Source organism: Alcaligenes faecalis (assembly GCF_005311025.1).
Taxonomy (GTDB): domain Bacteria; phylum Pseudomonadota; class Gammaproteobacteria; order Burkholderiales; family Burkholderiaceae_B; genus Alcaligenes; species Alcaligenes phenolicus.
Window position 1 is genome coordinate 1,085,199 of record NZ_CP031747.1, and the last position, 20,532, is coordinate 1,105,730.

At 56.1% G+C, this 20,532-nt stretch carries 26 protein-coding genes and 1 tRNA gene; 12 read left to right on the plus strand and 15 right to left on the minus strand.

The features are described 5' to 3' along the window. Window positions 1-3: 3 nt before the first annotated feature. The 7 genes from D0C27_RS04985 to D0C27_RS05015 all read left to right on the plus strand — a co-directional run bounded on the left by D0C27_RS04985 (window position 4) and on the right by D0C27_RS05015 (window position 5,725). Complete coding sequence (locus D0C27_RS04985) at window positions 4-951, plus strand: NAD-dependent epimerase/dehydratase family protein (protein WP_035269821.1); 948 nt, start codon at window positions 4-6, stop codon at window positions 949-951. 53 nt (window positions 952-1,004) lie between these two features. Then, window positions 1,005-2,045: a TRAP transporter substrate-binding protein gene (locus D0C27_RS04990; protein ID WP_021447249.1), complete on the plus strand. Its 1,041-nt coding sequence runs from the start codon at window positions 1,005-1,007 to the stop codon at window positions 2,043-2,045. Between the two features lie 68 nt (window positions 2,046-2,113). After that, entirely contained in the window at window positions 2,114-2,617 is a 504-nt protein-coding gene (locus D0C27_RS04995) for a TRAP transporter small permease (protein WP_235332453.1), read from the plus strand. Next, a complete protein-coding gene (locus D0C27_RS05000; RefSeq protein ID WP_137430541.1) occupies window positions 2,610-3,902 on the plus strand; it encodes a TRAP transporter large permease in 1,293 nt (430 codons plus the stop codon). The genes D0C27_RS04995 and D0C27_RS05000 overlap by 8 nt, the downstream gene beginning before the upstream one ends. Window positions 3,903-3,917: 15 nt before the next feature. Next, window positions 3,918-4,244 (plus strand): NIPSNAP family protein, encoded by a 327-nt coding sequence (locus D0C27_RS05005; protein WP_035269826.1) that lies wholly within the window; start codon window positions 3,918-3,920, stop codon window positions 4,242-4,244. Next, window positions 4,244-5,194 (plus strand): 2-hydroxyacid dehydrogenase, encoded by a 951-nt coding sequence (locus D0C27_RS05010; RefSeq protein WP_137431534.1) that lies wholly within the window; start codon window positions 4,244-4,246, stop codon window positions 5,192-5,194. Before D0C27_RS05005 ends, D0C27_RS05010 begins: the two co-directional genes overlap by 1 nt. A 159-nt stretch (window positions 5,195-5,353) precedes the next feature. Further along, on the plus strand, window positions 5,354-5,725 hold the full coding sequence (locus D0C27_RS05015; RefSeq protein ID WP_324577075.1) for a GFA family protein: 372 nt from the start codon (window positions 5,354-5,356) through the stop codon (window positions 5,723-5,725). A gap of 68 nt (window positions 5,726-5,793) precedes the next feature. On the opposite strand, the gene D0C27_RS05020 is transcribed toward D0C27_RS05015, so the two are convergent. Beyond that, a tRNA-Thr gene (locus D0C27_RS05020) sits at window positions 5,794-5,869 on the minus strand. Window positions 5,870-6,116: 247 nt separating this feature from the next. Here D0C27_RS05020 and cysP point away from each other — a divergent pair. From cysP to cysW, 3 genes are read left to right on the plus strand one after another with little or no spacing between them, the layout of a single operon-like run. Beyond that, entirely contained in the window at window positions 6,117-7,121 is a 1,005-nt protein-coding gene (cysP, locus tag D0C27_RS05025; protein ID WP_137430543.1) for a thiosulfate ABC transporter substrate-binding protein CysP, read from the plus strand. Between the two features lie 3 nt (window positions 7,122-7,124). Further along, complete coding sequence (gene cysT / locus D0C27_RS05030) at window positions 7,125-8,015, plus strand: sulfate ABC transporter permease subunit CysT (RefSeq protein ID WP_060185455.1); 891 nt, start codon at window positions 7,125-7,127, stop codon at window positions 8,013-8,015. Continuing rightward, window positions 8,012-8,857: a sulfate ABC transporter permease subunit CysW gene (gene cysW / locus D0C27_RS05035; RefSeq protein WP_051316283.1), complete on the plus strand. Its 846-nt coding sequence runs from the start codon at window positions 8,012-8,014 to the stop codon at window positions 8,855-8,857. The genes cysT and cysW overlap by 4 nt, the downstream gene beginning before the upstream one ends. 209 nt (window positions 8,858-9,066) lie before the next feature. Here cysW and D0C27_RS05040 read toward each other — a convergent pair whose 3' ends face one another. The 5 genes from D0C27_RS05040 to petA form a co-directional block, all read right to left on the minus strand. After that, the gene (locus D0C27_RS05040) at window positions 9,067-9,492 is read right to left on the minus strand and encodes a ClpXP protease specificity-enhancing factor (protein ID WP_009455465.1); all 426 of its coding nucleotides are present in this window, start codon (window positions 9,490-9,492) and stop codon (window positions 9,067-9,069) included. A 6-nt stretch (window positions 9,493-9,498) separates the two neighbouring features. Beyond that, window positions 9,499-10,107, minus strand: coding sequence for a glutathione S-transferase N-terminal domain-containing protein (locus tag D0C27_RS05045; protein ID WP_009455466.1), 609 nt, complete (start codon window positions 10,105-10,107; stop codon window positions 9,499-9,501). A 126-nt stretch (window positions 10,108-10,233) separates the two neighbouring features. Next, a complete protein-coding gene (locus tag D0C27_RS05050; protein ID WP_080747987.1) occupies window positions 10,234-11,088 on the minus strand; it encodes a cytochrome c1 in 855 nt (284 codons plus the stop codon). 19 nt (window positions 11,089-11,107) lie between these two features. Beyond that, the gene (locus D0C27_RS05055) at window positions 11,108-12,496 is read right to left on the minus strand and encodes a cytochrome b (RefSeq protein ID WP_009455468.1); all 1,389 of its coding nucleotides are present in this window, start codon (window positions 12,494-12,496) and stop codon (window positions 11,108-11,110) included. A 50-nt stretch (window positions 12,497-12,546) separates the two neighbouring features. Then, on the minus strand, window positions 12,547-13,191 hold the full coding sequence (gene petA, locus D0C27_RS05060) for a ubiquinol-cytochrome c reductase iron-sulfur subunit (RefSeq protein WP_035269839.1): 645 nt from the start codon (window positions 13,189-13,191) through the stop codon (window positions 12,547-12,549). A gap of 126 nt (window positions 13,192-13,317) precedes the next feature. Between petA and mscL the strand changes: the two genes are divergently transcribed. After that, entirely contained in the window at window positions 13,318-13,773 is a 456-nt protein-coding gene (gene mscL, locus D0C27_RS05065) for a large conductance mechanosensitive channel protein MscL (protein ID WP_009455470.1), read from the plus strand. A 181-nt stretch (window positions 13,774-13,954) separates the two neighbouring features. Here the strand turns inward: mscL and D0C27_RS05070 are convergent, their stop codons facing one another. Beyond that, entirely contained in the window at window positions 13,955-14,731 is a 777-nt protein-coding gene (locus D0C27_RS05070) for a Nif3-like dinuclear metal center hexameric protein (RefSeq protein ID WP_009455471.1), read from the minus strand. A gap of 25 nt (window positions 14,732-14,756) precedes the next feature. On the opposite strand from D0C27_RS05070, the gene D0C27_RS05075 reads away from it, so the two are divergent. Beyond that, complete coding sequence (locus tag D0C27_RS05075; RefSeq protein WP_137430544.1) at window positions 14,757-15,929, plus strand: S1C family serine protease; 1,173 nt, start codon at window positions 14,757-14,759, stop codon at window positions 15,927-15,929. Between the two features lie 278 nt (window positions 15,930-16,207). Here D0C27_RS05075 and tatC read toward each other — a convergent pair whose 3' ends face one another. The 8 genes from tatC to hisA form a co-directional block, all read right to left on the minus strand. Further along, entirely contained in the window at window positions 16,208-16,975 is a 768-nt protein-coding gene (tatC, locus tag D0C27_RS05080) for a twin-arginine translocase subunit TatC (RefSeq protein WP_009455473.1), read from the minus strand. Further along, window positions 16,972-17,466, minus strand: coding sequence for a Sec-independent protein translocase protein TatB (gene tatB, locus D0C27_RS05085; RefSeq protein WP_115634545.1), 495 nt, complete (start codon window positions 17,464-17,466; stop codon window positions 16,972-16,974). Before tatB ends, tatC begins: the two co-directional genes overlap by 4 nt. Window positions 17,467-17,488: 22 nt before the next feature. Further along, complete coding sequence (gene tatA / locus D0C27_RS05090; RefSeq protein WP_021447245.1) at window positions 17,489-17,722, minus strand: Sec-independent protein translocase subunit TatA; 234 nt, start codon at window positions 17,720-17,722, stop codon at window positions 17,489-17,491. A 12-nt stretch (window positions 17,723-17,734) separates the two neighbouring features. Continuing rightward, a complete protein-coding gene (locus D0C27_RS05095; RefSeq protein WP_026483636.1) occupies window positions 17,735-18,103 on the minus strand; it encodes a histidine triad nucleotide-binding protein in 369 nt (122 codons plus the stop codon). A gap of 83 nt (window positions 18,104-18,186) precedes the next feature. Next, entirely contained in the window at window positions 18,187-18,540 is a 354-nt protein-coding gene (locus tag D0C27_RS05100; protein WP_021447244.1) for a phosphoribosyl-ATP diphosphatase, read from the minus strand. Next, the gene (gene hisI, locus D0C27_RS05105) at window positions 18,537-18,941 is read right to left on the minus strand and encodes a phosphoribosyl-AMP cyclohydrolase (protein ID WP_137430545.1); all 405 of its coding nucleotides are present in this window, start codon (window positions 18,939-18,941) and stop codon (window positions 18,537-18,539) included. Before hisI ends, D0C27_RS05100 begins: the two co-directional genes overlap by 4 nt. Further along, window positions 18,941-19,732 (minus strand): imidazole glycerol phosphate synthase subunit HisF, encoded by a 792-nt coding sequence (gene hisF, locus D0C27_RS05110; protein ID WP_035269852.1) that lies wholly within the window; start codon window positions 19,730-19,732, stop codon window positions 18,941-18,943. Before hisF ends, hisI begins: the two co-directional genes overlap by 1 nt. Next, window positions 19,729-20,469 carry a 1-(5-phosphoribosyl)-5-[(5-phosphoribosylamino)methylideneamino]imidazole-4-carboxamide isomerase gene (gene hisA, locus D0C27_RS05115; RefSeq protein WP_009455480.1) on the minus strand — a complete coding sequence of 247 codons (741 nt, stop codon included), beginning with the start codon at window positions 20,467-20,469 and terminating at the stop codon, window positions 19,729-19,731. The genes hisF and hisA overlap by 4 nt, the downstream gene beginning before the upstream one ends. Window positions 20,470-20,532 lie beyond the last annotated feature (63 nt).

The window sequence follows — 20,532 nt, forward strand, 5'->3', positions numbered from 1 at the left end:
GCCATGAAGCACGTCTTGATTACCGGCGCCAACGGCTACATCGGTCAAGCGCTTGCTCGTGCGGCGGCCAAACTGCTTGCGGCCAATGAGATTCAAAGCCTGACGCTGACGGATTTGGCTTTTGAAGAGCAAGGCTATCCCCACCTGCCTGGACTGCGTTGCATTAGTGGTGACTTGTCCGATAAAGCCGTGCTGGGGGCGGTGCTAACGCCAGCACCCGACACGGTTTTCCATCTGGCCTCGGTGACCAGCCGGCTGGCTGAAGAGAATTTTGCACGGGGTTTGCGCGTCAATATAGACGGCACGATAGGCTTGTTTGAGCATCTGCGACAGCAAGGCCAGTGTCCCGTTGTGGTGTATGCCAGCAGTATCGGTGTCTTTGGTACGCCACTGCCCCAGCAGGTGGATGACAACACGCCCGTCGCACCCACTTTAAGTTACGGAACGCAGAAGCGGATGGTGGAACTGCTGCTTGCCGATTACAGCCGCCGGGGTTTTCTGGATGGCCGCTCGGTTCGTTTGCCTACTGTGGTTGCTCGCCCCATGACTGCTGAAACGGCCTTGTCTTCATTTGCCAGCTCTTTGATCCATGCCTTGGCTGCTGGAAGCACTTACGAGTGCCCCATCGGCCCCCAAGGCTGGATCTGGCTGCTTTCTTTGCCCGCCTGTGTGCGGCACCTTCTGACAACAGCGAGCCTGGAAGCCGCTCGCTTGCCCGCTGGTCGGGTGTGGAATCTTCCCGCCCAGCGTCTTCAGGTGGCAGACCTGGTACAGGCTGCCAAATCCCGCTATGGCCGGGGGGCCGATGCGGGATTGAGCTTTCAGTCCAACCCTCAGTTTGACCAGCAGTTTGCCCAGTGGCCGCCTTTGACAACGGCAATCGCCACGCAGTTGGGTATGCATCATGACGGCGATGCCGAAACCTTGATTGAGCAGGCCCTTGTCTCCTGACGGGCCTGGCTAACTATACCTATAACGAACTACCACCAAAAAAGGATTTCCCCATGAAGAACCGATGGATTTCTCGCCTGTTGGGTATGGCCTTAACCAGCCTGGCAGTGGCAGCTGGTCCCGCAAAAGCGGACAAGCCTGTGGAGCTGACTTTCTCTGCCTGGATTCCGCAAACGCATGTGCTGGTGGCGAACTTCATGAAGCCCTGGGCCAAAGAGGTGGAGCAGGCCACTGAAGGGCGCGTCAAGATCAACTTTCTGACCAAGGCCGTGACCAACCCGGTAGGGCACCTGGATGCGGTACGCAATGGGATTGTGGATCTGGCCTTTATTTCCTACTCCTATTACCCCGGCAATTTTGATTTGATGAAGTTTGCCATGCTGCCGTTCTCGGGCAATAGCGCCGAGTCTACTTCGCTGGCGGCCTGGGACATTTATAGCAAGTACCTGCAAGATGCCAAAGAGCATCGCGGTATCAAATTGCTAGGCATTTATGGACACGGCCCAGGCAGCGTCTACACCACTGACAAGCAGGTACAGAACATTGCCGACTTCGAGGGCCTGAAGCTGCGCATTGGTGGTGGCATGCAGGCCGACTTGTCCAAGGCCCTGAAGGTGAACGCGGTTGTGAAGCCAGCCTCCGAATCGTATGAGCTGCTGAGCACCGGCGTGGTGGACGGCGTGCTGTTCCCGCCCGAGTCCGTGGCCTCTTTCCGCCTGGATACGGTGGTCAAGCACGCCACGGTTTTTCCCGGTGGCCTCTATGCGGATCTGCACGGCATCATCATGAACCCGAGCGCCTTTGATCGTTTGTCTGAAAAAGACCGCGAGATTCTGATGAGCCTGTCCGGTGAGCATATTGCTCGCCTGGGCGGCAAGGCCTGGGGTGATGCAGACGTGGCCGCCATGAAGATCCTGGAAGAGCACAAGGTGCAGTTTCATCCTGCCAGCGATGAGCTGATTGCCGCCGTCAAAGAGCGCACAGCGTCCTTCGAGCAGGCATGGCTGGATGCCGCCAAGGCCAAGGGCATAGACGGGCCTGCTGTACTGGCCGAGTTCCGTGCCGACCTGAAGCAGCGGGAAAGCGCGAATTGATCAGTACACGCAGACTGTCTTGAACCTGCTGTGCGCCTCGTGCGCCAGCAGTCCCGGAGCTACAAAGCATGAACTCCATTCTCTCTTTATTAAGAGCGGGTCTTCGACGTTTGACCGAGTTATGCATGGTCTCGCTGGCCTTGCTGACTCTGGCTGATGTATTAGGGCGCTACATTTTCAACGTATCGGTCATGGGGGCGGTAGAGCTGACCGAAATATTGATGGTAGGTGTCATTTTCTGCGGCATCGTGTTTGCCACCATGGAGCGCGAACACGTTGTTGTTGATTTAGTGCCTATTCCTGGTGGGGAGAAGGGTGTCCGTGTCGTCCATGTCACCAGCCACCTGCTGGCCGCTGGAATCAGTGCCTTGCTGGCCATGGTCAGCTGGACACAAGCCGAGTCGGCGGCCGAATACCTGGATCAGACCACTTTGCTGGGGCTGCCATTGGCTCCAGTTGTTTATTTCATGAGCATCATGCTGTTCGTCAACACCATCGTGGAGCTGGCTCAGCTTCGCCGGGATCTGAACGCAGACACCGCCCATCTGGAAGAAGAGGCACAGAATGACTGAAGCACTGATTGGCTTTGCAGCCATGCTCCTCTTGATCTTCCTGCGGGTGCCGGTGGCGTTTTCCATGGCCCTGGTGGGCTTTATTGGCGTTGGCATCATGCGCAATTGGCCTTCTGCCTATGCCATGACCGGCGCAGTCGTGCGTGAAAGCGGTTTTCAGTATTTGCTGTCCGTACTGCCGCTGTTCATCTTGATGGGTAATTTCATTACTCAAGCCAAGTTGTCCAAAGAACTGTATGCGGCGGCGTATGCCTTCCTGGGCCATCGTAAAGGTGGTTTGGCCATGTCTACGGTGGTGGCCTGTGGTGGCTTTGGTGCCGTGTGTGGCTCCAGCCTGGCAACAGCGGCCACCATGTCCAAGGTGGCTTATCCGGAAATGCGCAGACTGGGCTATAGCCGTGCGCTGGCTTCCGGTTCCATCGCTGCCGGTGGCACGCTGGGCATTCTGATTCCGCCCTCTATTGTCATGGTGGTCTATGCCATCTTGACCGAGCAGAGCATAGGCAAGATGTTTGCTGCCGGTATTTCGCCGGGCCTGCTGGCCATTATTTTCTATCTTCTGGCGGTGCGCTGGACGATCTGGCGTGACCCCAATGCGGGCCCTCCCGGCGAGCGCATGAGCTGGAAAGAGCGTTTGCTTGCGTTGCGCGATGTCTGGGGCGTGCTGGTGCTGTTCATCATCGTCATGGGCGGTATTTACGGCGGGATCTTCAGTTCTACCGAAGCGGCGGGGATTGGTGCGTGTGGTGCCTTCCTGTTCGCGCTGTTGCGTGGCCGTTTGACCTGGCAAGTGCTTTCCAACGTGCTGGTCGAGTCGGCGCGTACCACGGGGATGCTGTTCATGGTGCTGATCGGAGCCTTGCTGTTTTCCAGCTTCATCAACTTCACCTCCATGCCTGGCGATTTGCAGGATTGGGTGCAACAGTTCGATATGAGCCCGATCGTGGTGATTCTGCTGATTTGCGCGATTTACATCGTGCTGGGCAGTGTGTTGGAAAGTATGTCCATGGTCTTGCTGACCGTGCCTATTTTCTACCCCTTGGTGCAGCACCTGGGCTTTGACCTGATCTGGTTCGGCATCATCGTGGTGGTGGTTACGGAAATCAGCTTCATCACCCCGCCCGTGGGCATGAACGTGATGGTCCTGAAAAGCCTGCTGCCCGACGTGAAGATGAGCACGCTGTATCGGGGTGTGATTCCCTTCGTGGTAGCCGACGTTTTCCGCCTGGCGGTGCTTTTGGCCTTCCCGGCCATCTCGCTGCTTTTGCCCAAATACCTTGGATAAAAACGGATTCGCAATATGATTATCGACCAAAGAACCTACACCATCCCCACCGGCCTGCTGCGCGATTTCCTGTCCTTGTACGCGACGGAAGGACGTGCCATACAGATCGAACATCTGGGCCCCTGCCACGGCTACTACACCACGGAAGTGGGCGAGTTGAATCAGGTGGTGCACCTGTGGGCATACGAAGATATGGCTGACCGAGAGGCCCGTCGTAATGCCTTGGAGGCTGACCCCCGCTGGTTGGCCTATCGCCGTAAAGCCGCCGCTGCGGGGCATGTCATACGCCAGAGCAATGCACTGTTGAAACAAGTCGATTTCGACGTTTTTACGAGCGAATGATGACCATGAGCCAGAAAATTCTTCAAGCCTGCCCCTTGCCACCACCGCTGGCGGGCAAACTGCCCGCCTTGTGCCCGGTCGAAACCCTGAGCGATGCGCCTGATCAAGCGGCGTTCTTGCGTGAGCACGGAGCTGAATTCACGGTGCTGATCACCACCGGAACGCAGGGCGCAGACAAGGCACTGATTGATGCCTTGCCAAACCTGAAAGCGATTTGTAGCTTGGGCGTTGGCTACGATGCCATCGACCTGGATGCCGTCCGTGCGCGTGGGGTGATGCTGAGCAATACGCCGGATGTTCTAAACGATTGCGTGGCCGACTTGGCCATGGGCTTGCTAATCGATACGGTGCGGGGCATTTCTGCTTCTGACCGTCACGTTAGGCGTGGTGACTGGCCGCGTGTCGGCCCCACCATGCCAAGCACGCGGGTCAGCGGCAAGCGTCTGGGCATGTTGGGCATGGGCCGAGTCGGACAGGTGATTGCACGTCGCGCGATCGGCTTTGACATGGAGATCCGCTATCACACACGTAGCGCCAAACCTGAGTTGCCTTGGCAGCACGAGCCTTCGCTGCTGGCCTTGGCGCAATGGTGCGATTTCCTCATCGTGGCATGCCCCGGCAGCCCGGAAACCTACCACCTGGTGTCCGCCGAGGTCTTGAACGCTCTTGGGCCCCACAGCTACCTTATCAACGTCGCCCGTGGTTCTGTCGTGGATGAAAAAGCCCTGGTCGCCGCTCTTGAAAACGGCCAATTGGCAGGAGCAGGGCTCGATGTGTTCGAGAACGAACCTGAAGTGCCAACTGAATTGCTGAGCAATGATCGGGTCGTAGTATTACCCCATGTAGGGAGCGCGACCCGTGAAACCCGAGCGGCCATGTGTGAGCTGGTGTTGAAGAATGTGGAGCGCTTCGTCAAGGAAGGGGGGCTGGTGACGCCGGTGAGGCTATAAGGTGGGGCGGCGGGCTGGCGGCCTTATGTCGTCCGGCAGATTTGGCCCAATGTCTTGTATCCTCTATCGAGTAAGGCGTTCGACGCCCGCTTAAATCAGCGGCGAGAAATTTACTCTTTGGAGGTATGGCTTGTGAGAGGAAGCTGTCTTTGCCAAGGCGTGGTCTTTGATATCACCGGCTCCATTACGGATCTGCTCTATTGCCATTGCCGTATGTGTCGCAAGTCTCATGGTTCTGCGTTCAGGGCGCGGGGCAAGGTAAAGACTAAAGACTTTCATTGGCTTCGCGGGCAGGAGCTGTTGCGCTTTTATGAGTCCTCGCCAGGGGAACACCGTGGCTTTTGTTCTCGGTGTGGATCAAATATTTTGACCAAGTTTGATCAGAAGCCGGGGGAGCTAGGCTTGGCGCTAGGTGTATTGGATGATGACCCTGGTGCGCGTCCGACATGCCATGTGTTCGTAGGTTCGAAAGCATCTTGGCATGAGATTACTGATGATCTGTCTCAGTACGAAGCATTCCCGCCAGAGTAAAGGCAAGATTCCGACAGCAGAAAAACAAAACGCCAAGCTTTCAAAAGCTTGGCGTTTTGTTTTATTCGTGGTGCCGGCTAAAGGAGTTGAACCCTCGACCTTCGCATTACAAGTGCGCTGCTCTACCAACTGAGCTAAGCCGGCGAATTGACGATTATAGCCGGGTTTTTCGCCAAGAAGCAATCACCAGAAAAATATTGCTGTGGTGCACACCACGCCAGCCCAGCCAATAGATAGGTTCTGGTTATAAGAGCATGATGAAAATGTCGTTTTAAATGCCTTTTCCCCTACCCATAATCTGATCTATCCAAGCTGCGCTTATATAGATAGCACGCGATTGAACATCAGTGACGGGCTCCGAAGGCCGCGTCCGGGACCTTTGGGGAACACCATGAAATTGAAGTCTATTGTTGGCTCTGCCTTGTTGTTGGCGTCTTTGCTGGGTGGCACGGCCAGTGCCCAGGTTTCTTTGCTGAACGCCTCGTTTGACGTGGCGCGCGAGACCTTTGCGGCGATCAACCCCAAGTTTGTCGAACACTGGAAAGCGACGACTGGTGAAGACATCAAGATTGACCAGTCTTTTGCTGGGACCTCTCGTCAAGCCCAGGACATTATCCAGGGCAAGAAAGTAGACACCGTTACTTTCAACCAGGTTACCGATATTGAATTCCTGGCCGAGCGCGGGGCGGTTGCCAAGGATTGGGCCAGCAAGTTCCCGAACAACAGCTCGCCTTACTACAGCACCATCGCTTTTCTGGTGCGCAAGGGCAATCCCAAGAACATCAAGTCCTGGGATGATTTGGTACGTGACGATGTGAAGCTGGTGTTCCCGAACCCCAAGACCTCGGGTAATGCCCGCTACACCTATTTGGCGTCCTGGTTGTACGCCAATGAGGCTTTCGGCGGTGACGAAGCCAAGATCAAGGAGTTTGTCGGCAAGGTGCTGGGGAATGTAGAAAGCTTCCCCACAGGTGGTCGTGGTGCGACCGTGGCGTTTGCCCAGAATGGTCAGGGCGACGTTTTGCTGACCTTTGAATCCGAAGTGATCAATATTGCTGCCAGCGATGAGTTCAAGGGCAGCGAGCTGGAAGTGGTGGTGCCCCCTGTCAGCGTATTGGCCGAGTTCCCGGTAGCCGTGGTGGACCGAGTGGTCGACCAGAAAGGCACTCGCAAGGAAGCAACCGAATACCTGAAGTTCCAGTACACCCCCGAGATTCAGCGCCTGCTGGCTGGCTTCAACTACCGTGTGACGGATCCTGCCGTGGCCAAGGAGTTCGAGTCCAAGTACGCGCCGGTCAAGCTGATCAATCCTACTGATGTTCTGGGTTCCTGGACTGACATCCAGAGCCGCCACTTTGCTGCTAACGGGGTGTTGGACCAGTTGCTGGCCAAGTAATTCATGAGTCGTACTCTTGTGGGCGGGGCGCAGGATTCCGGGGCGAAGACTGCGCTAAAGCCCATCTTCTTTCTGCGCCGCCCCGTCATGCCGGGTTTTGGACTGAGCTTTGGCTTTAGCGTCCTGTACCTGTCCATTATTGTGCTGCTGCCGTTGTCGGCCTTGTTCATGTACGTCAGTGACATGAGCCTGGCCGATTATTGGCGTGCGGTGACTGATAAACGCGTTGTCAGCAGTTATCAGGTCACGATCAGTGCCGCTTTTTACTCCACTGTGATTGCCAGTGTGGTGGGCTTCATCATTGCCTGGATTATCACGCGCTTTGAGTTTCCGGGGCGCCGTCTGATTGATGCTTTGGTGGACCTGCCGTTTGCCTTGCCAACGTCGGTAGCAGGTTTGACCTTGGCGACGCTATTTGTGCCTGGTGGCTGGTTTGGCCAGTTTCTGCCGGAGGGTTGGAAGGTTGCTTATCAATACCCCGGTATTGTGTTGGCCATGACGTTCACCAGTTTGCCCTTTGTGGTGCGTATCGTGCAGCCCGTGATTGAAGAGCTGGGTGCCGAGTATGAAGAGGTTGCCCACACCTTGGGTGCCAGTGGCTGGCAGACCTTTAGCAAGGTGGTGTTCCCACCGCTGATTCCTGCTCTGGTGACTGGAGCGTCTCAAGCTTTTATTCGTAGCCTGGGTGAGTTTGGCGCAGTCATCATGATTGCGGGCAATATTCCCTTCAAAACTGAAGTGTCGTCCCTGATGATTTTTGTGCGGCTGCAAGAGTTCAATTACCCGGCCGCTGCCGCGATTGCCTCGGTGATCTTGATCGCATCCTTGCTGCTCTTGTTCACCTTGCAGATGGTGCAGAATCGTCTATTGGGCTGGCAGCGGAGGGCACCATGAGAAAAACACCTAAAAGCACGGCAGACCGCCTGATTTTGGCCTTGGGCATTGTGTTGGTGCTGGGGCTGCTGGTAGTCCCCTTGGTACTGATTTTCTCCAAAGCCTTGGGCGATGGTTTGCCTGCCTTGTGGAGCAATCTGCAAGAGGACTATATGCTGCATGCCATCGGGTTGACTCTGTTTGTGGCGGTGCTGACGGTGCCCCTGAATATGGTCTTTGGCATCTTGCTGGCCTGGTGTCTGACGCATTACCAGTTCCGTGGTCGTCGTCTGCTAAGTACCTTGGTGGATTTGCCTTACGCGGTCTCTCCGGTGGTGGCGGGCCTGTGTTACCTGGTGGTCTACGGTGTGGAGTCGTCCCTGGGGCAATGGCTAAGCGCGCGTGATATTCAGTTGATGTTCGCCTGGCCGGGTATCTTGATGGTCACTATCTTTGTGACGACGCCTTATGTGGCTCGTATCCTGATTCCCATCATGCAGGCTCAGGGCTCGGATGCACAGGCGGCGGCTTTAAGTCTGGGTGCAAACGGCTGGCAGATCTTCTGGCATGTGACGCTGCCTGATATCAAATGGGCTTTGCTCTATGGTGTGGTGTTGACCAATGCCCGTGCGATTGGGGAGTTTGGGGCCGTGTCCGTGGTGTCGGGCACCATCATGAATCAGACTTTGACCTTGTCCTTGCTGGTGGATCAGCTGAACAACGATAACAAGGCAGCAGCGGCTTTTACAGCGGCTGCGTTGCTGGCGGTGTTCGCGATTGTGTCTGTGATGCTCAAGAGCCTGCTGGAGTGGCGTGTGGCGGCTGGACGTCGCCGTAATCAAGCGGAGGCAGTACAAGGGTAGATGGTGGGCTGGAGGCTTGGGAAATATTTTCAGTGGCGTTAGGTGGCTGAGTATTCCCTGAGGTGGTTTAAGTAGCTGATACTGATCTGCCAAGCCAAGCCAAGCCAAGCCAAGCCAAGCCAAGCCAAAGTGTGGGTGAATGCCGAGCTTGGAACCCAAATAAATAGAGCCCCATGCGGGGCTCTATTTTTGTCTGCGTCGAACGCGCCTTATTTGACGATCTTCAGGTGCGAGACCTTGTCAGCGTCTTTCTTGGCAGCGGGAGCTTCCGGTGCAGCTTCAGGAGCGGCGTCCGGTGTGTCACCTTCTGCGTAAGGCTCGGACTCCACCACCTCAAAACCCATACCAGCGCCTGTTTCGCGTGCGTAGATGGCCGATACAGCTGCCACGGGTACGAAAATGTCTTCCGTGACGCCGCCAAAGCGGGCCTGGAATTCAATGTAGTCGTTGCCCAGGATCAGGCCATTGGTGGCCAGATGTCCGATATTCAGGGTGATTTGTCCATCCTGAATATGGCCGCGTGGAACAACCGTGTTGGCGTCTACCGTGACCACGATGTGTGGGGTGTATCCGTGGTCGGAACACCATTCGTGTAGAGCGCGCAGCAGGTAAGGCTTGGTCGAGGTTTCTTGCATAGTGGATTAGCGACGCATGACTTTTTCGGAAGGAGTCAGTGCTTCAATGTAGGCAGGACGCGAGAATACGCGCTCGGCGTACTTTTGCACAGGAGCAGCGCTCTTGGGCAGTTCGATACCGTAGTGGTCCAGGCGCCAGAGCAGGGGAGCGATCGCCACGTCCAGCATGGAGAATTCTTCACCCAGCATGTACTTGTTCTTGAGCAAGATGGGAGCCAGCTGCGACAAGTGGTTGCGGATTTGCTGACGGGCCAGTTCTTGTGCCTTGGCATCCGCGTTGCGGCGGTCTTCCAGGGCGGCCACGTGTACAAACAGTTCCTTTTCGAAGTTGTACAGGAACAGGCGTGTGCGGGCGCGCATGGTGGGGTCCGCAGGCATCAGCTGAGGATGCGGGAAACGCTCATCAATGTATTCATTGATGATGTTCGATTCGTACAAGATCAGGTCACGTTCTACCAGGATCGGCACCTGTCCGTAGGGGTTCATGACGGCGATATCTTCAGGCTTGTTGTACAAGTCGATGTCGCGGATCTCGAAATCCATGCCTTTTTCAAACAACACGAAACGGCAGCGCTGTGAGAATGGGCAAGTTGTTCCAGAGTAGAGCACCATCATGGTAGGAGATTCCAGTCGTAGAAATAAAAACAAGAGCCTCACGGCTCAGAATTTAAAACCCTGCAAGGGGTTTTAACAATAAAAAGCCGGGCAGGCTAGTTAGGCCTGCCCGTCTAGCATAGCGTTTTACTTGATGTCTTTCCAGAAAACGCTGTTCAGGCGCCATGCAACGGCAAAGAACAAGAGCAGGAACAGGATCACGCCCACGCCAATTTTCTTGCGCTCCAGCTGCACAGGCTCGGCCATCCAGTCCATGAAGTTGGCCAGGTCGGCCACGTCGCTGTCGTATTTGGCAGCAGCCTTGGCGTTAACAGGCTCAAGCTTGACGCTGTCAGTAGCGTGGCCGGTGTAATCGGCCAAAACTTCTTTCTTGACGTCGGAGAAGCCGGCTGGATCGTAGGTGGCTGTGGTCTTGACCCATTCCTTGCTGCCATCGTCCTTGGCTTCCTGAGCTACGGTCGTGCGGTGCAAGGTGACGCCACCTTGGCGCTCCCACATGGCGTGAGGCATACCCACGCTTGGGAAAACCAGGTTATCCCAGCCGGTTGGGCGGGATGCGTCACGGTAGAAAGTGCGCAAGTAGGTGTAGATGTAGTCTGCGCCGCTGGGGCCCAAGTTGGTGGACTTGGCACGCGCAATCACGGACAGGTCCGGAGGAGCGGCACCAAACCACTTCTTGCCCATTTCAGGGGTCATGGCGATCTTCATCAGATCACCCACCTTGTCCGAGGAGAACAGCAAGTTTTTCTTGATGTCCTCTTCGGTCAGGCCGATGTCTGTTAGCTTGTTGTAGCGCATGGAGTTGGCGCTATGACAGTTCAGACAGTAGTTCACAAACAGTTTTGCGCCATTTTGCAACGCCGCCATGTCATTCATGCGGTCGGGCGCGCGCTCCAGGGCATAGCCACCTTCGGCGGCACCAGCCACCGTGCAGGTAAGGGACAAGGCCAGAGCGCCAAGCAGTTTCTTAATCATGGTCATTCCGTTTCGTGTTGGGGGCCTAGTGAGGGCGGAAAGTCACGCGATCAGGTTCGGGTTTGAACGTACCCATGCGGCTCCATACTGGCATCAGCAGGAAGAAGGCCAGGTAGATCACCGTACCGATCTGGCTCAGCAGGTTGAACAAGTCGTTCGGAGCCTGTGTGCCCAGGTAACCCAAGATCAGGAAGTTGATGATGAAAATCGCGTACAGCACTTTGTGCCAGGTAGGACGGTAGCGAATCGACTTCACAGGCGATTTATCCAGCCAAGGCAGGAAGAACAGGATCACGACCGTACCACCCATGGCCACCACGCCCCAGAACTTGGCGTCGATAACACGCAGCAGCACAGCAACAGCGATCAGGACAGCGGGTACGACCAGGCGCCAGATACCGGGCAGCTTGCCTTTGACGAACAGCACCAGAGCACCCAGCACGGAAGCACCGGCCAGAACCCAGGTAAAGTCGGCAGTCGTGGCACGCAGCATGGAGTAGAACGGCGTGAAGTACCAGACAGGAGCAATGTGCGGAGGAGTCTTCAGTGCATCGGCAGGGCTGAAGTTGTTGAACTCCAGGAAGTAGCCGCCCATTTCAGGGGCAAAGAACACAATCGCGGCAAACACAATCAGGAAGCCTGCTACACCCAGGATGTCGTGCACGGTGTAGTAAGGGTGGAAGGGGATGCCATCCAAAGGACGACCTTGAGCGTCTTTGGGGCCTTTCTTGATTTCCACGCCGTCGGGGTTGTTGGAACCCACTTCATGCAGTGCGATCAGGTGAGCCACAACCAGACCCAGCAGGACCAGAGGCACCGCAATCACGTGCAGAGCAAAGAAGCGGTTCAGGGTGGCGTCGGACACCACGTAGTCACCACGGATGAAAATAGCCAGATCAGGGCCAATGAAAGGAATGGCCGAGAACAGGTTAACAATCACCTGGGCGCCCCAGTAAGACATCTGGCCCCATGGCAGCAGGTAGCCCATGAAGGCTTCAGCCATCAGACAGAGGAAAATGGCAACGCCAAAGATCCAGACCAGTTCACGTGGCTTGCGGTAAGAACCGTAGAACAAGCCGCGCAGCATGTGCAGGTACACCACCACGAAGAACATGGAAGCGCCTGTGGAGTGCATGTAGCGGATGATCCAGCCACCGGGCACTTCACGCATGATGTATTCAACCGACTCAAAGGCCAGCTTGGCATCTGGCTTGTAGTTCATGACCAGGAAAATACCAGTCACGATCTGGATAACCAGCACCAGCAGTGCCAGAGAGCCAAAGAAGTACCAGAAGTTGAAGTTCTTCGGCGCGTAATATTCTGACATGTGCTCTTTGTACATGGATGTCAGGGGGAAACGCCTGTCAATCCATCCCAAGAGTCCTGTCGTTTCGACGGTTTTCTCGCCAGCCATGAAACGGCTCCTTTATCTTTTTAAATAGTACGTATTGGGTTACAGCCGCCTTAGGCCTTGTTGTTTTCGTCTACGCCGATGGTAACCATCGTGCCGTCAGCCGAGAACTCGTAGGGCGGGATTTCCAGATTGTCTGGAGCAGGCTTGTTGCTGTAGACGCGGCCGGCCAGGTCGAACGTGGAGCCGTGGCAGGGGCACAGAAAGCCGCCTTCCCAACCACCGGGCAGACCAGCGCCAGCGCCAGCAGCCAGATGCGGGGTAGGGGAGCACCCCAGGTGGGTGCAGATACCGATACAGATAAAGATTTCAGGGCGACGCGAACGGTATTCGTTCTTGGCGTACGCAGGGGTGTAACCGGGGCGATCCGAGTCAGGGTCGGCCAGCTGGCTGTCCAGCTTGGGCAGTGCGTCCAGCTGCTCTTTGGTGCGGTGCAGAATCCAGACGGGTTTCCCGCGCCATTCCACGGTGCGCATCTGACCGGGGGCGATACCGGAAATATCGACCTCTACGGGAGCGCCGGCCGCTTTTGCTTTCTCGGAAGGAGCAAAGGAGCTGACAAAGGGAACAGCTGTCGCCACACCAGCGACACCACCTAATGCACAGGCGGTGGCGACCCAGGTGCGGCGCGAAGGATCGGGCGGAAGATTGAAATCAACCGCGCCTATGGCATCGGGCTGTGTCGTATTCTGACTCATTCTAGTATCCTTATTCCTGCCCGACTCGGGCAATACCACAATTTACGGATTTGGGCCTGGGTATATTATTCAACCGCACATTATACGCGTTACCCAGCGCAGCATAACTTGATCAAAGGTGAACATATGAACAAGGCTCGAGGTTTCCTGAACGAATTCCGGGAGTTCGCAGTTAAGGGCAACATGATGGACCTTGCGGTCGGTGTCATTATTGGCGCTGCTTTTGGCAAGATTATCGACTCGCTGGTAAAAGACATCGTCATGCCCGTCATCAGTTTCATCCTTGGCGGCGAAGTGGATTTTACCAATCAGTTCACGGTCTTGCGTACACCAGAGGGCTTTACCGGCCCAGAAACCCTGGAAGCTCTGAATGCGGCCGGTGCTGTTGTTTTGTCGTGGGGTAACTTCCTGACCATTTTCATCAACTTCATCTTGCTGGCCTTCGTGGTGTTTTGCATGGTCAAGATGATTAACCGTATGCGTGCCACCGTGGCCAAGGCTGAAGCTGCTGAGGCCGTACCCGAACCAACCCCTGAAGACGTCATCTTGCTGCGCGAGATCAGGGATTCGCTGAAAAAATAAAAGCCCGGACTTATCAAAGCTTTAAGGTGCCTTTCGGCACCTTTTTGTTTATGTAAACCCACCGGCAGGGTCAAGTTTGCCCGCGCCGGATGCCTGATTTTAGCCTTTCAGGGCCTGGGCTTGTCTAGCCTGTGGCGCTTTAAAGCTTGTTCAAGGTCATATGTGCGGGTTTTTGATGAAATCAGATCGGGTTATCCAGATCGATGAACTCCACTTCTATGCCAAACTGGCGAGCGATTTCTTCGCCCAAAGCCTTGGCCCCATAGCGTTCGGTTGCGTGATGGCCGGCTGCCATGAAGGCAATATTGTTTTCCTGCGCACTGTGAAATGTCTGTTCCGAAGCCTCGCCGCTGATGTAGAGATCGGCCTGCGCAGCGATGGCGCTATCAATAAAGCCCTGTGCCCCTCCTGTGCACCAGGCTATTCGGCGGATTTTCCGTTGTAAATCGCCAACAACCAGTGGCTGCCGTTGTAAATTATTGCAAACTGTCAGGCTGAATGTTTCCAGTGAAACTGGGGTTGGCAGTTCACCCAGCCAGACCAGTCCATCCGGACCACAGGTTTGTGCCACGCCGTCTGCGTCGCGCAGCACCTCGATGCCTAACTGGCGAGCCAACTGGGCGTTATTGCCCAGGACAGGGTGAGCGTCCAGGGGCAGGTGATAGCCCAAGAGGTTAAGCTGATGCGTCAGGACGCGTTCTATACGAGTTTTTCGGGCGCCTACAATGCACGGGTTTTCGTTTTTCCAGAACCAGCCGTGGTGCACCAAAATTGCGTCCGCCTGGCGGGCAATAGCGGCATCAATCAGTGCCAGCGAGGCCGTCACGCCGGTGACGAGTTTGCCAATATAGGGCTTGCCTTCGACCTGAAGCCCATTGGGACAATAGTCCTTGAAACGGGCGACATCCAAGGTGCTATTGAGCCAGCTGGCCAGTTCGGCTGTTGAAACCTGAGTCATGGAAATCCTTATCTGAAAGAGTGCTATGCGTCGATTGTGGCTAGTGTTTGCTCAAGCGGTGACAATTTGTCTGGCGGGCTTTTTTATTGTAGTGACGCTGCGACCGCAGTGGGTGGGCGCGCCCGAGGCTCCCGTCCGCTCTACGAATACGGTGGTTTTGCCTGCACCGGTTCCGCCCCTGATCCCCGCGGCTGCTATGGAGCAGGATGGCCCGCTGTCTTATGCCTCGGCTGTCACTAGCGCCGCGCCGGCGGTCGTTAATGTGTACACCAGCAAGCATTTGAAAGGCAATTCTCCCTTGCTGGAAGATCCTGATCTGCAGCGCCTGTTTCGCGAACTGCCCGACTTGATGGGTCGCCGCTCCACAATCAACCTGGGTTCGGGCGTGATCGTACACGAGCAGGGTTATATCCTGACCAATTACCACGTGATTGAAGCGGCTGATGCCATCGAGGTGGCATTATCGGATGGACGTCAGGCCAAGGCGCGTCTGATTGGCTCGGACCCTGAAAGCGATCTGGCCGTGCTGAAAGTGGATCTGCCCAAGCTGGCTGTGATCCAGACCCAGGAACAGGATCAGTTGCAGGTGGGCGATGTGGTGCTGGCCATTGGCAATCCTTTCGGAGTGGGTCAGACCACGACGATGGGCATTGTCTCCGGCTTGGGGCGCAATCGCCTGGGCATCAATATTTACGAAAACTTCATTCAGACCGATGCCGCCATTAATCCCGGCAACTCGGGTGGGGCCCTGGTGGATGCGGTTGGCCGTCTGGTGGGAATCAATACCGCTATTTATTCCGAAACGGGCGGTTCGCTGGGTATCGGTTTTGCCATTCCGTCCTCGACGGCGCTGGCCATCATGAACGAAATTATCCGTAATGGTGAAGTGACACGCGGCTGGCTGGGCCTGGAGCCACAGGACATTACCCCGGACCTGATCAAGTCTTTCAAACTAAAGAGTGATGCAGGTGTGATTATTGCCAGTGTGCAACGTCACGGCCCGGCTGCCGAGGCGCATTTGCAGGTGGGCGATATTGTGTTGCGCTTGAATGGTCAACAAGTGGCCGATTCAATTGGCCTGCTCAATCAGATTGGCCCAGTGCAACCCGGGCAGACCGTGACATTAAGCGTATTGCGCGATGGCAAGGAGCTGGACGTTCCCGTCAAGGTCGGTATGCGACCTCAGGTGCGCAAATAGGGCCAGCAGCTTCCCTCTTCGCTGGAGTTCACTGAAAGAGCGTAGAGATGCGTTCATGGCCTTGCAGGCCGTACAGGCTCTTGTAGTGTGTTGATGCTTGTGTGGTCAGGCGATTTGCATTTGGCTACGCTGTTTTGCAGATCGTAGTGGCGCGAAGGCTTGGCAAGGTATCTAAAAAAAATGGCTCTCTGGGCTACTCCTTTTGGAGCAAGGCAAGAGAGCCATTTTTGGGTCGGCACGCCATGTGACGCGTACAAATAGGTGTTGCTTTGATCGTTTTACAGATCCAGCTCGCGGCCTTCGCTGTTTTCCGCTTCCCGTTTCTTGATCAGGCTGGCGGCCAGAATCCCTAATTCATAAAGCAGGCATAGCGGGGCGGCCAACAAGATCTGGCTGACCACATCGGGCGGGGTCACGATAGCGGCGATCACAAACGCGCCCACAATTACATAACCACGGATTTCGCGCAGTTTGGCTACCGTTACAACGCCTGTTTTCACCAGTAAAATCACGGCGATAGGCACTTCAAAGGTAATGCCAAAGGCCAGGAACATGGTCATGACAAAGCCCAGATAGGCTTCGATGTCCGGTGCTGGTGTAATCGATTGCGGGGCAAACGAGGCGATGAAGTGAAACACGGTGCGGAACACCACGAAATAACAAAACGCCATGCCGGCAATGAACAGCAAGGTGCTGGTCATGATCAGCGGCAGAGCCAGCTTCTTTTCGTGGTTGTACAAACCTGGCGCAATAAAGGCCCATGCCTGGTAGAGCACGATAGGCAAGGCCAATACGAACGATGCCATCAAGGTGACCTTGACCGGCACCATGAAGGGGGTAATCACCCCGGTGGCAATCATGCGCGTACCCTCGGGCAGAGAGCTCATCATGGGCTGGGCCAGCACATCATAAATGGCCGAAGCGCCCGGATACGTAAACAGCACGATAAAAATCCCGACCACGGCAATCACCGCGCGTAGCAGGCGTGTACGCAGCTCGACCAGGTGGGAGATGAAGGTATCTTCTTGAGGCGCTTCGGTGCTCATGCCGTCGGTCCTTTAGAGGGTTGGGCGGGAGCATCCGTAGGACGGGGAGCGTCGTCACTGGCTGGCGCACTGGGCGCTGGCTGGGCGGCTGCATCCGTATCGGGCTGACTGGCAGCCGATTCTTTCGCGGGGGTAGCGTCGGGGCTCGCCTTGACGCTCTCGGCGGTATCCGAGAAGGCCTTGCGTGCGGACTCCGACGCGTTTTGCAGGGTGTCGCGGGCTTCTGTCAGAGGCTGGCTGATGCTTTTGCCCGTGTCCTCGACCGAACTGCGCACCGAGCGCGCGGCGTCCTCCATCTGGTCTTTGAGCTTGTTCACCTCATCCAGATTGATTTCGCGTTGGATATCGGTCTTGACCTCGTTAACGTAGCGCTGCGCGCGGCCAAGCAAATGGCCGACGGTGCGCGCTACTTTAGGAAGACGTTCGGGACCGATGACGATCAGGGCAACCACTCCAATCAGGAGCAGTTCGCTAAAGCTGACATCAAACATTCAGACTCACACAAGAAGGGGATCAGGCGCGATCGGATTTTTCCTTGGCCTGCACGTCGATCGTTTGAGGATCGGCAGCGCGTTGGCTGACGGTTTCGGGTGTTTTTTCTTCTTCACCCACGTCTTTCATGCCTTCTTTGAAACCTTTGACTGCACCGCCCAGATCCGAGCCGATATTACGCAGTTTCTTGGTGCCGAAAACCAGGGCAACGATGACCAGAACGATCAGCCAGTGCCAAATGCTAAAGCTACCCATAATGTATCTCCCTTAAGCAGCCATGGCTGCGCGTTGTTGCCATGGGCGCTCACCGCCCAAGATGTGCATGTGTAAATGGTTGATTTCCTGCCCGCCATCCAAACCGTTGTTGATGACAATGCGGAAACCGCCTTCAGGGCCGGGGCGACAACCAGCCTTTGCGGCCAGGGAAGGTGCCAAAGCCATCATTTTACCCAACCATTCGCTATCCTGGCCCGATACGTCCTGCATGGACACGACGTGTTTCTTGGGGATTACCAGGATATGGATAGGTGCAGCTGGATTGATGTCGTGAAATGCCAGAAAGTCCTCGTCCTCGTACACTTTTTTGGACGGGATCTGATCGGCAGCAATTTTACAAAACAGACAGTTCTCGCTCATAGCAACCTCGGTAGCGAAGCACTTGCTGGGCAAGTGCCAAAAATCTAGGTATCAGGACAGTGTAGCGCGTCTAAATGACAGAATTACACCTGGTCCTTAGGGCGCGAAGCTTTTTCTTCCAGGCCTGATGTACCTTCGCGGCGCAGCAGTTCTGTCAGGACATCGCGGGGCTCCAGACCGTAGTAAGTCAGTGCCACCAGGCTATGAAACCACAGGTCTGCCGTTTCGTAGACGATGCGCTCGCGTTCTTCATCCTTGGCAGCCATGACCAGCTCGGTCGCTTCTTCCCCGATTTTCTTCAGGAATGCATCCGGTCCCTTGGCCAGCAGCTTGGCGGCGTAGGAAGAGGATGGATCCCCGCCTTGTGCAGGCAGGCGGGACTTCAGGGTGCGGCCAAGATGATCGAGGATGGTCTCGACAGTAGGTTGTTCGCTCATCGGTAAATATGCTCCGGGTCTTTCAGGACGGGGTCAACCGTCACCCATTGTGCCTGATCGCTCTGGCCTTGCAGCTGGCGATAAAAGCAGCTTTCACGACCCGTATGACAGGCGATCTGGCCAACCTGTTCCACGCTAAGCAAAATAACGTCGCCATCACAGTCCAGGCGCAAGTCGCTGACATGCTGTACGTGACCGGATTCCTCGCCCTTGCGCCACAGGCGCTGGCGGGAACGCGACCAGTACACGGCGCGGCCGGTGCTGACGGTCTCTTGCAGGGACTCCTGGTTCATCCAGGCGACCATCAAGATTTTGCCCGTGGCCTGGTCCTGCGCAATCGCGGGGATCAAGCCTTGTTCATCAAAGCGGATTTCAGCCAGCCAGGCCGGTAAGTCAGCCATTAGCGTCGCACCTGAATACCTTGCGCAGCCATGAAATCCTTGGCTTCGGCAATAGTGTGTTGACCGTAGTGGAAGATGCTGGCGGCCAGTACGGCACTGGCGCCGCCCTTGATCACGCCATCGGCCAGGTCTTGCAGGCCGCCCACTCCACCAGAGGCGATAACAGGAACGGAGACCGCCTCGGACACGGCACGAGTCAGTTCCAGATCAAAGCCGGATTTGGTGCCGTCGCGGTCCATGCTGGTCAGCAGCAGTTCGCCGGCGCCGTATTCGGCCATGCGGGCTGCCCATTCCACCACGTCCAGGCCGGTTCCACGACGACCGCCGTGGGTAAAGACTTCCCAGCGTGGTGCTTCGTTCTCAGCACTGACACGGCGTGCATCAATGGCGACGACCATGCATTGCTTGCCATGGTGATCGCTGGCGGCACGCACCAGGTCCGGGTTGCTGATGGCGGCGCTGTTAATGGACACCTTGTCCGCTCCGGCATTGAGCAGGCGCTGGATGTCGGCTACTTCGCGCACACCACCACCCACTGTCAGGGGGATGAAAATCTGACTGGCCACCTGTTCGATGATGGGCAAGATCAGATCACGGTTGTCCGAGGTGGCCGTAATGTCCAGGAAGGTCAGTTCGTCTGCACCCTGGTCGTTGTACTTGCGGGCGATCTCGACCGGGTCTCCGGCATCGACCAGATCCACAAAGTTGATGCCTTTGACCACGCGGCCAGCGGTCACGTCCAGACAAGGAATGATGCGGCAGGCTAATTCGTTGGTAACGTCCTGGCTCATGCCTGGTACTCGTCAGCGAAGGTTTGCGCCTCGGCAAAATTCAGGGTGCCTTCGTAAATGCTGCGACCCAAAATCACACCTTCGATGCCTTCGTGCTCTACGGCACACAGGTCTTCAATGTCTTTCAGGTTGGTGACACCGCCGGAGGCGATGACGGGAATCTTCACGTGCTGGGACAGCTTGACGGTGGCTTCGATGTTTACACCAGTCAGCATGCCGTCGCGGCCAATATCGGTGTAGATAATGGACTCGCAGCCGTAGTCTTCAAATTTCTTGGCCAGATCCAGTACGTCGTGGCGGGTCAGCTTGCTCCAGCCGTCGGTGGCGATTTTGCCGTCACGGGCATCCAGGCCAACAATGATGTTGCCAGGAAAGGCGCTGCAGGCGTCTTGCAGGAAACCAGGGCTTTTGACAGCGGCAGTGCCAATAATGACATAGCTCATGCCAGCGTCCAGGTAGCGCTCGATGGTATCCAGGTCGCGGATACCACCGCCGATCTGTACGGGAATTTCACCGTCGATGGCAGCAATAATGGATTTGATGGCTTCGCTGTTCTTGGGCTTACCGGCAAAAGCGCCGTTCAGGTCCACCAGATGCAGGCGCCGGGCCCCTTGTTCCAGCCATTGTGTTGCTATTTTGGCCGGATCATCCGAGAAAATAGTGGCATCGTCCAGGTCACCCTGGCGAAGGCGCACACAACGCCCGTCTTTGAGGTCGATGGCGGGAATCAAAAGCATGGTCTTTAGCCGTAAAAAACGTAAGAAATACTGGGTCGGAAAAAGTCAGAACAACGCCGGGAA

What these genes read in the sequence shown, in the direction of transcription:
- D0C27_RS05095 (WP_026483636.1), bottom strand. Translation starts at nt 18,103, where the DNA reads ATGAGCGAGAACTGTCTGTTTTGTAAAATTGCTGCCGATCAGATCCCG.
- hisI (WP_137430545.1), bottom strand. Translation starts at nt 18,941, where the DNA reads ATGGCTGACTTACCGGCCTGGCTGGCTGAAATCCGCTTTGATGAACAA.
- cysT (WP_060185455.1), top strand. Translation starts at nt 7,125, where the DNA reads ATGAGTCGTACTCTTGTGGGCGGGGCGCAGGATTCCGGGGCGAAGACT.
- cysW (WP_051316283.1), top strand. Translation starts at nt 8,012, where the DNA reads ATGAGAAAAACACCTAAAAGCACGGCAGACCGCCTGATTTTGGCCTTG.
- hisF (WP_035269852.1), bottom strand. Translation starts at nt 19,732, where the DNA reads ATGAGCCAGGACGTTACCAACGAATTAGCCTGCCGCATCATTCCTTGT.
- D0C27_RS05050 (WP_080747987.1), bottom strand. Translation starts at nt 11,088, where the DNA reads ATGACCATGATTAAGAAACTGCTTGGCGCTCTGGCCTTGTCCCTTACC.
- D0C27_RS05005 (WP_035269826.1), top strand. Translation starts at nt 3,918, where the DNA reads ATGATTATCGACCAAAGAACCTACACCATCCCCACCGGCCTGCTGCGC.
- D0C27_RS05000 (WP_137430541.1), top strand. Translation starts at nt 2,610, where the DNA reads ATGACTGAAGCACTGATTGGCTTTGCAGCCATGCTCCTCTTGATCTTC.
- D0C27_RS05045 (WP_009455466.1), bottom strand. Translation starts at nt 10,107, where the DNA reads ATGATGGTGCTCTACTCTGGAACAACTTGCCCATTCTCACAGCGCTGC.
- D0C27_RS04985 (WP_035269821.1), top strand. Translation starts at nt 4, where the DNA reads ATGAAGCACGTCTTGATTACCGGCGCCAACGGCTACATCGGTCAAGCG.
- tatA (WP_021447245.1), bottom strand. Translation starts at nt 17,722, where the DNA reads ATGGGTAGCTTTAGCATTTGGCACTGGCTGATCGTTCTGGTCATCGTT.
- D0C27_RS05070 (WP_009455471.1), bottom strand. Translation starts at nt 14,731, where the DNA reads ATGACTCAGGTTTCAACAGCCGAACTGGCCAGCTGGCTCAATAGCACC.
- D0C27_RS05010 (WP_137431534.1), top strand. Translation starts at nt 4,244, where the DNA reads ATGACCATGAGCCAGAAAATTCTTCAAGCCTGCCCCTTGCCACCACCG.
- tatC (WP_009455473.1), bottom strand. Translation starts at nt 16,975, where the DNA reads ATGAGCACCGAAGCGCCTCAAGAAGATACCTTCATCTCCCACCTGGTC.
- hisA (WP_009455480.1), bottom strand. Translation starts at nt 20,469, where the DNA reads ATGCTTTTGATTCCCGCCATCGACCTCAAAGACGGGCGTTGTGTGCGC.
- cysP (WP_137430543.1), top strand. Translation starts at nt 6,117, where the DNA reads ATGAAATTGAAGTCTATTGTTGGCTCTGCCTTGTTGTTGGCGTCTTTG.
- mscL (WP_009455470.1), top strand. Translation starts at nt 13,318, where the DNA reads ATGAACAAGGCTCGAGGTTTCCTGAACGAATTCCGGGAGTTCGCAGTT.
- D0C27_RS05040 (WP_009455465.1), bottom strand. Translation starts at nt 9,492, where the DNA reads ATGCAAGAAACCTCGACCAAGCCTTACCTGCTGCGCGCTCTACACGAA.
- tatB (WP_115634545.1), bottom strand. Translation starts at nt 17,466, where the DNA reads ATGTTTGATGTCAGCTTTAGCGAACTGCTCCTGATTGGAGTGGTTGCC.
- D0C27_RS04995 (WP_235332453.1), top strand. Translation starts at nt 2,114, where the DNA reads ATGAACTCCATTCTCTCTTTATTAAGAGCGGGTCTTCGACGTTTGACC.
- D0C27_RS04990 (WP_021447249.1), top strand. Translation starts at nt 1,005, where the DNA reads ATGAAGAACCGATGGATTTCTCGCCTGTTGGGTATGGCCTTAACCAGC.
- petA (WP_035269839.1), bottom strand. Translation starts at nt 13,191, where the DNA reads ATGAGTCAGAATACGACACAGCCCGATGCCATAGGCGCGGTTGATTTC.
- D0C27_RS05100 (WP_021447244.1), bottom strand. Translation starts at nt 18,540, where the DNA reads ATGAGCGAACAACCTACTGTCGAGACCATCCTCGATCATCTTGGCCGC.
- D0C27_RS05055 (WP_009455468.1), bottom strand. Translation starts at nt 12,496, where the DNA reads ATGGCTGGCGAGAAAACCGTCGAAACGACAGGACTCTTGGGATGGATT.
- D0C27_RS05075 (WP_137430544.1), top strand. Translation starts at nt 14,757, where the DNA reads ATGCGTCGATTGTGGCTAGTGTTTGCTCAAGCGGTGACAATTTGTCTG.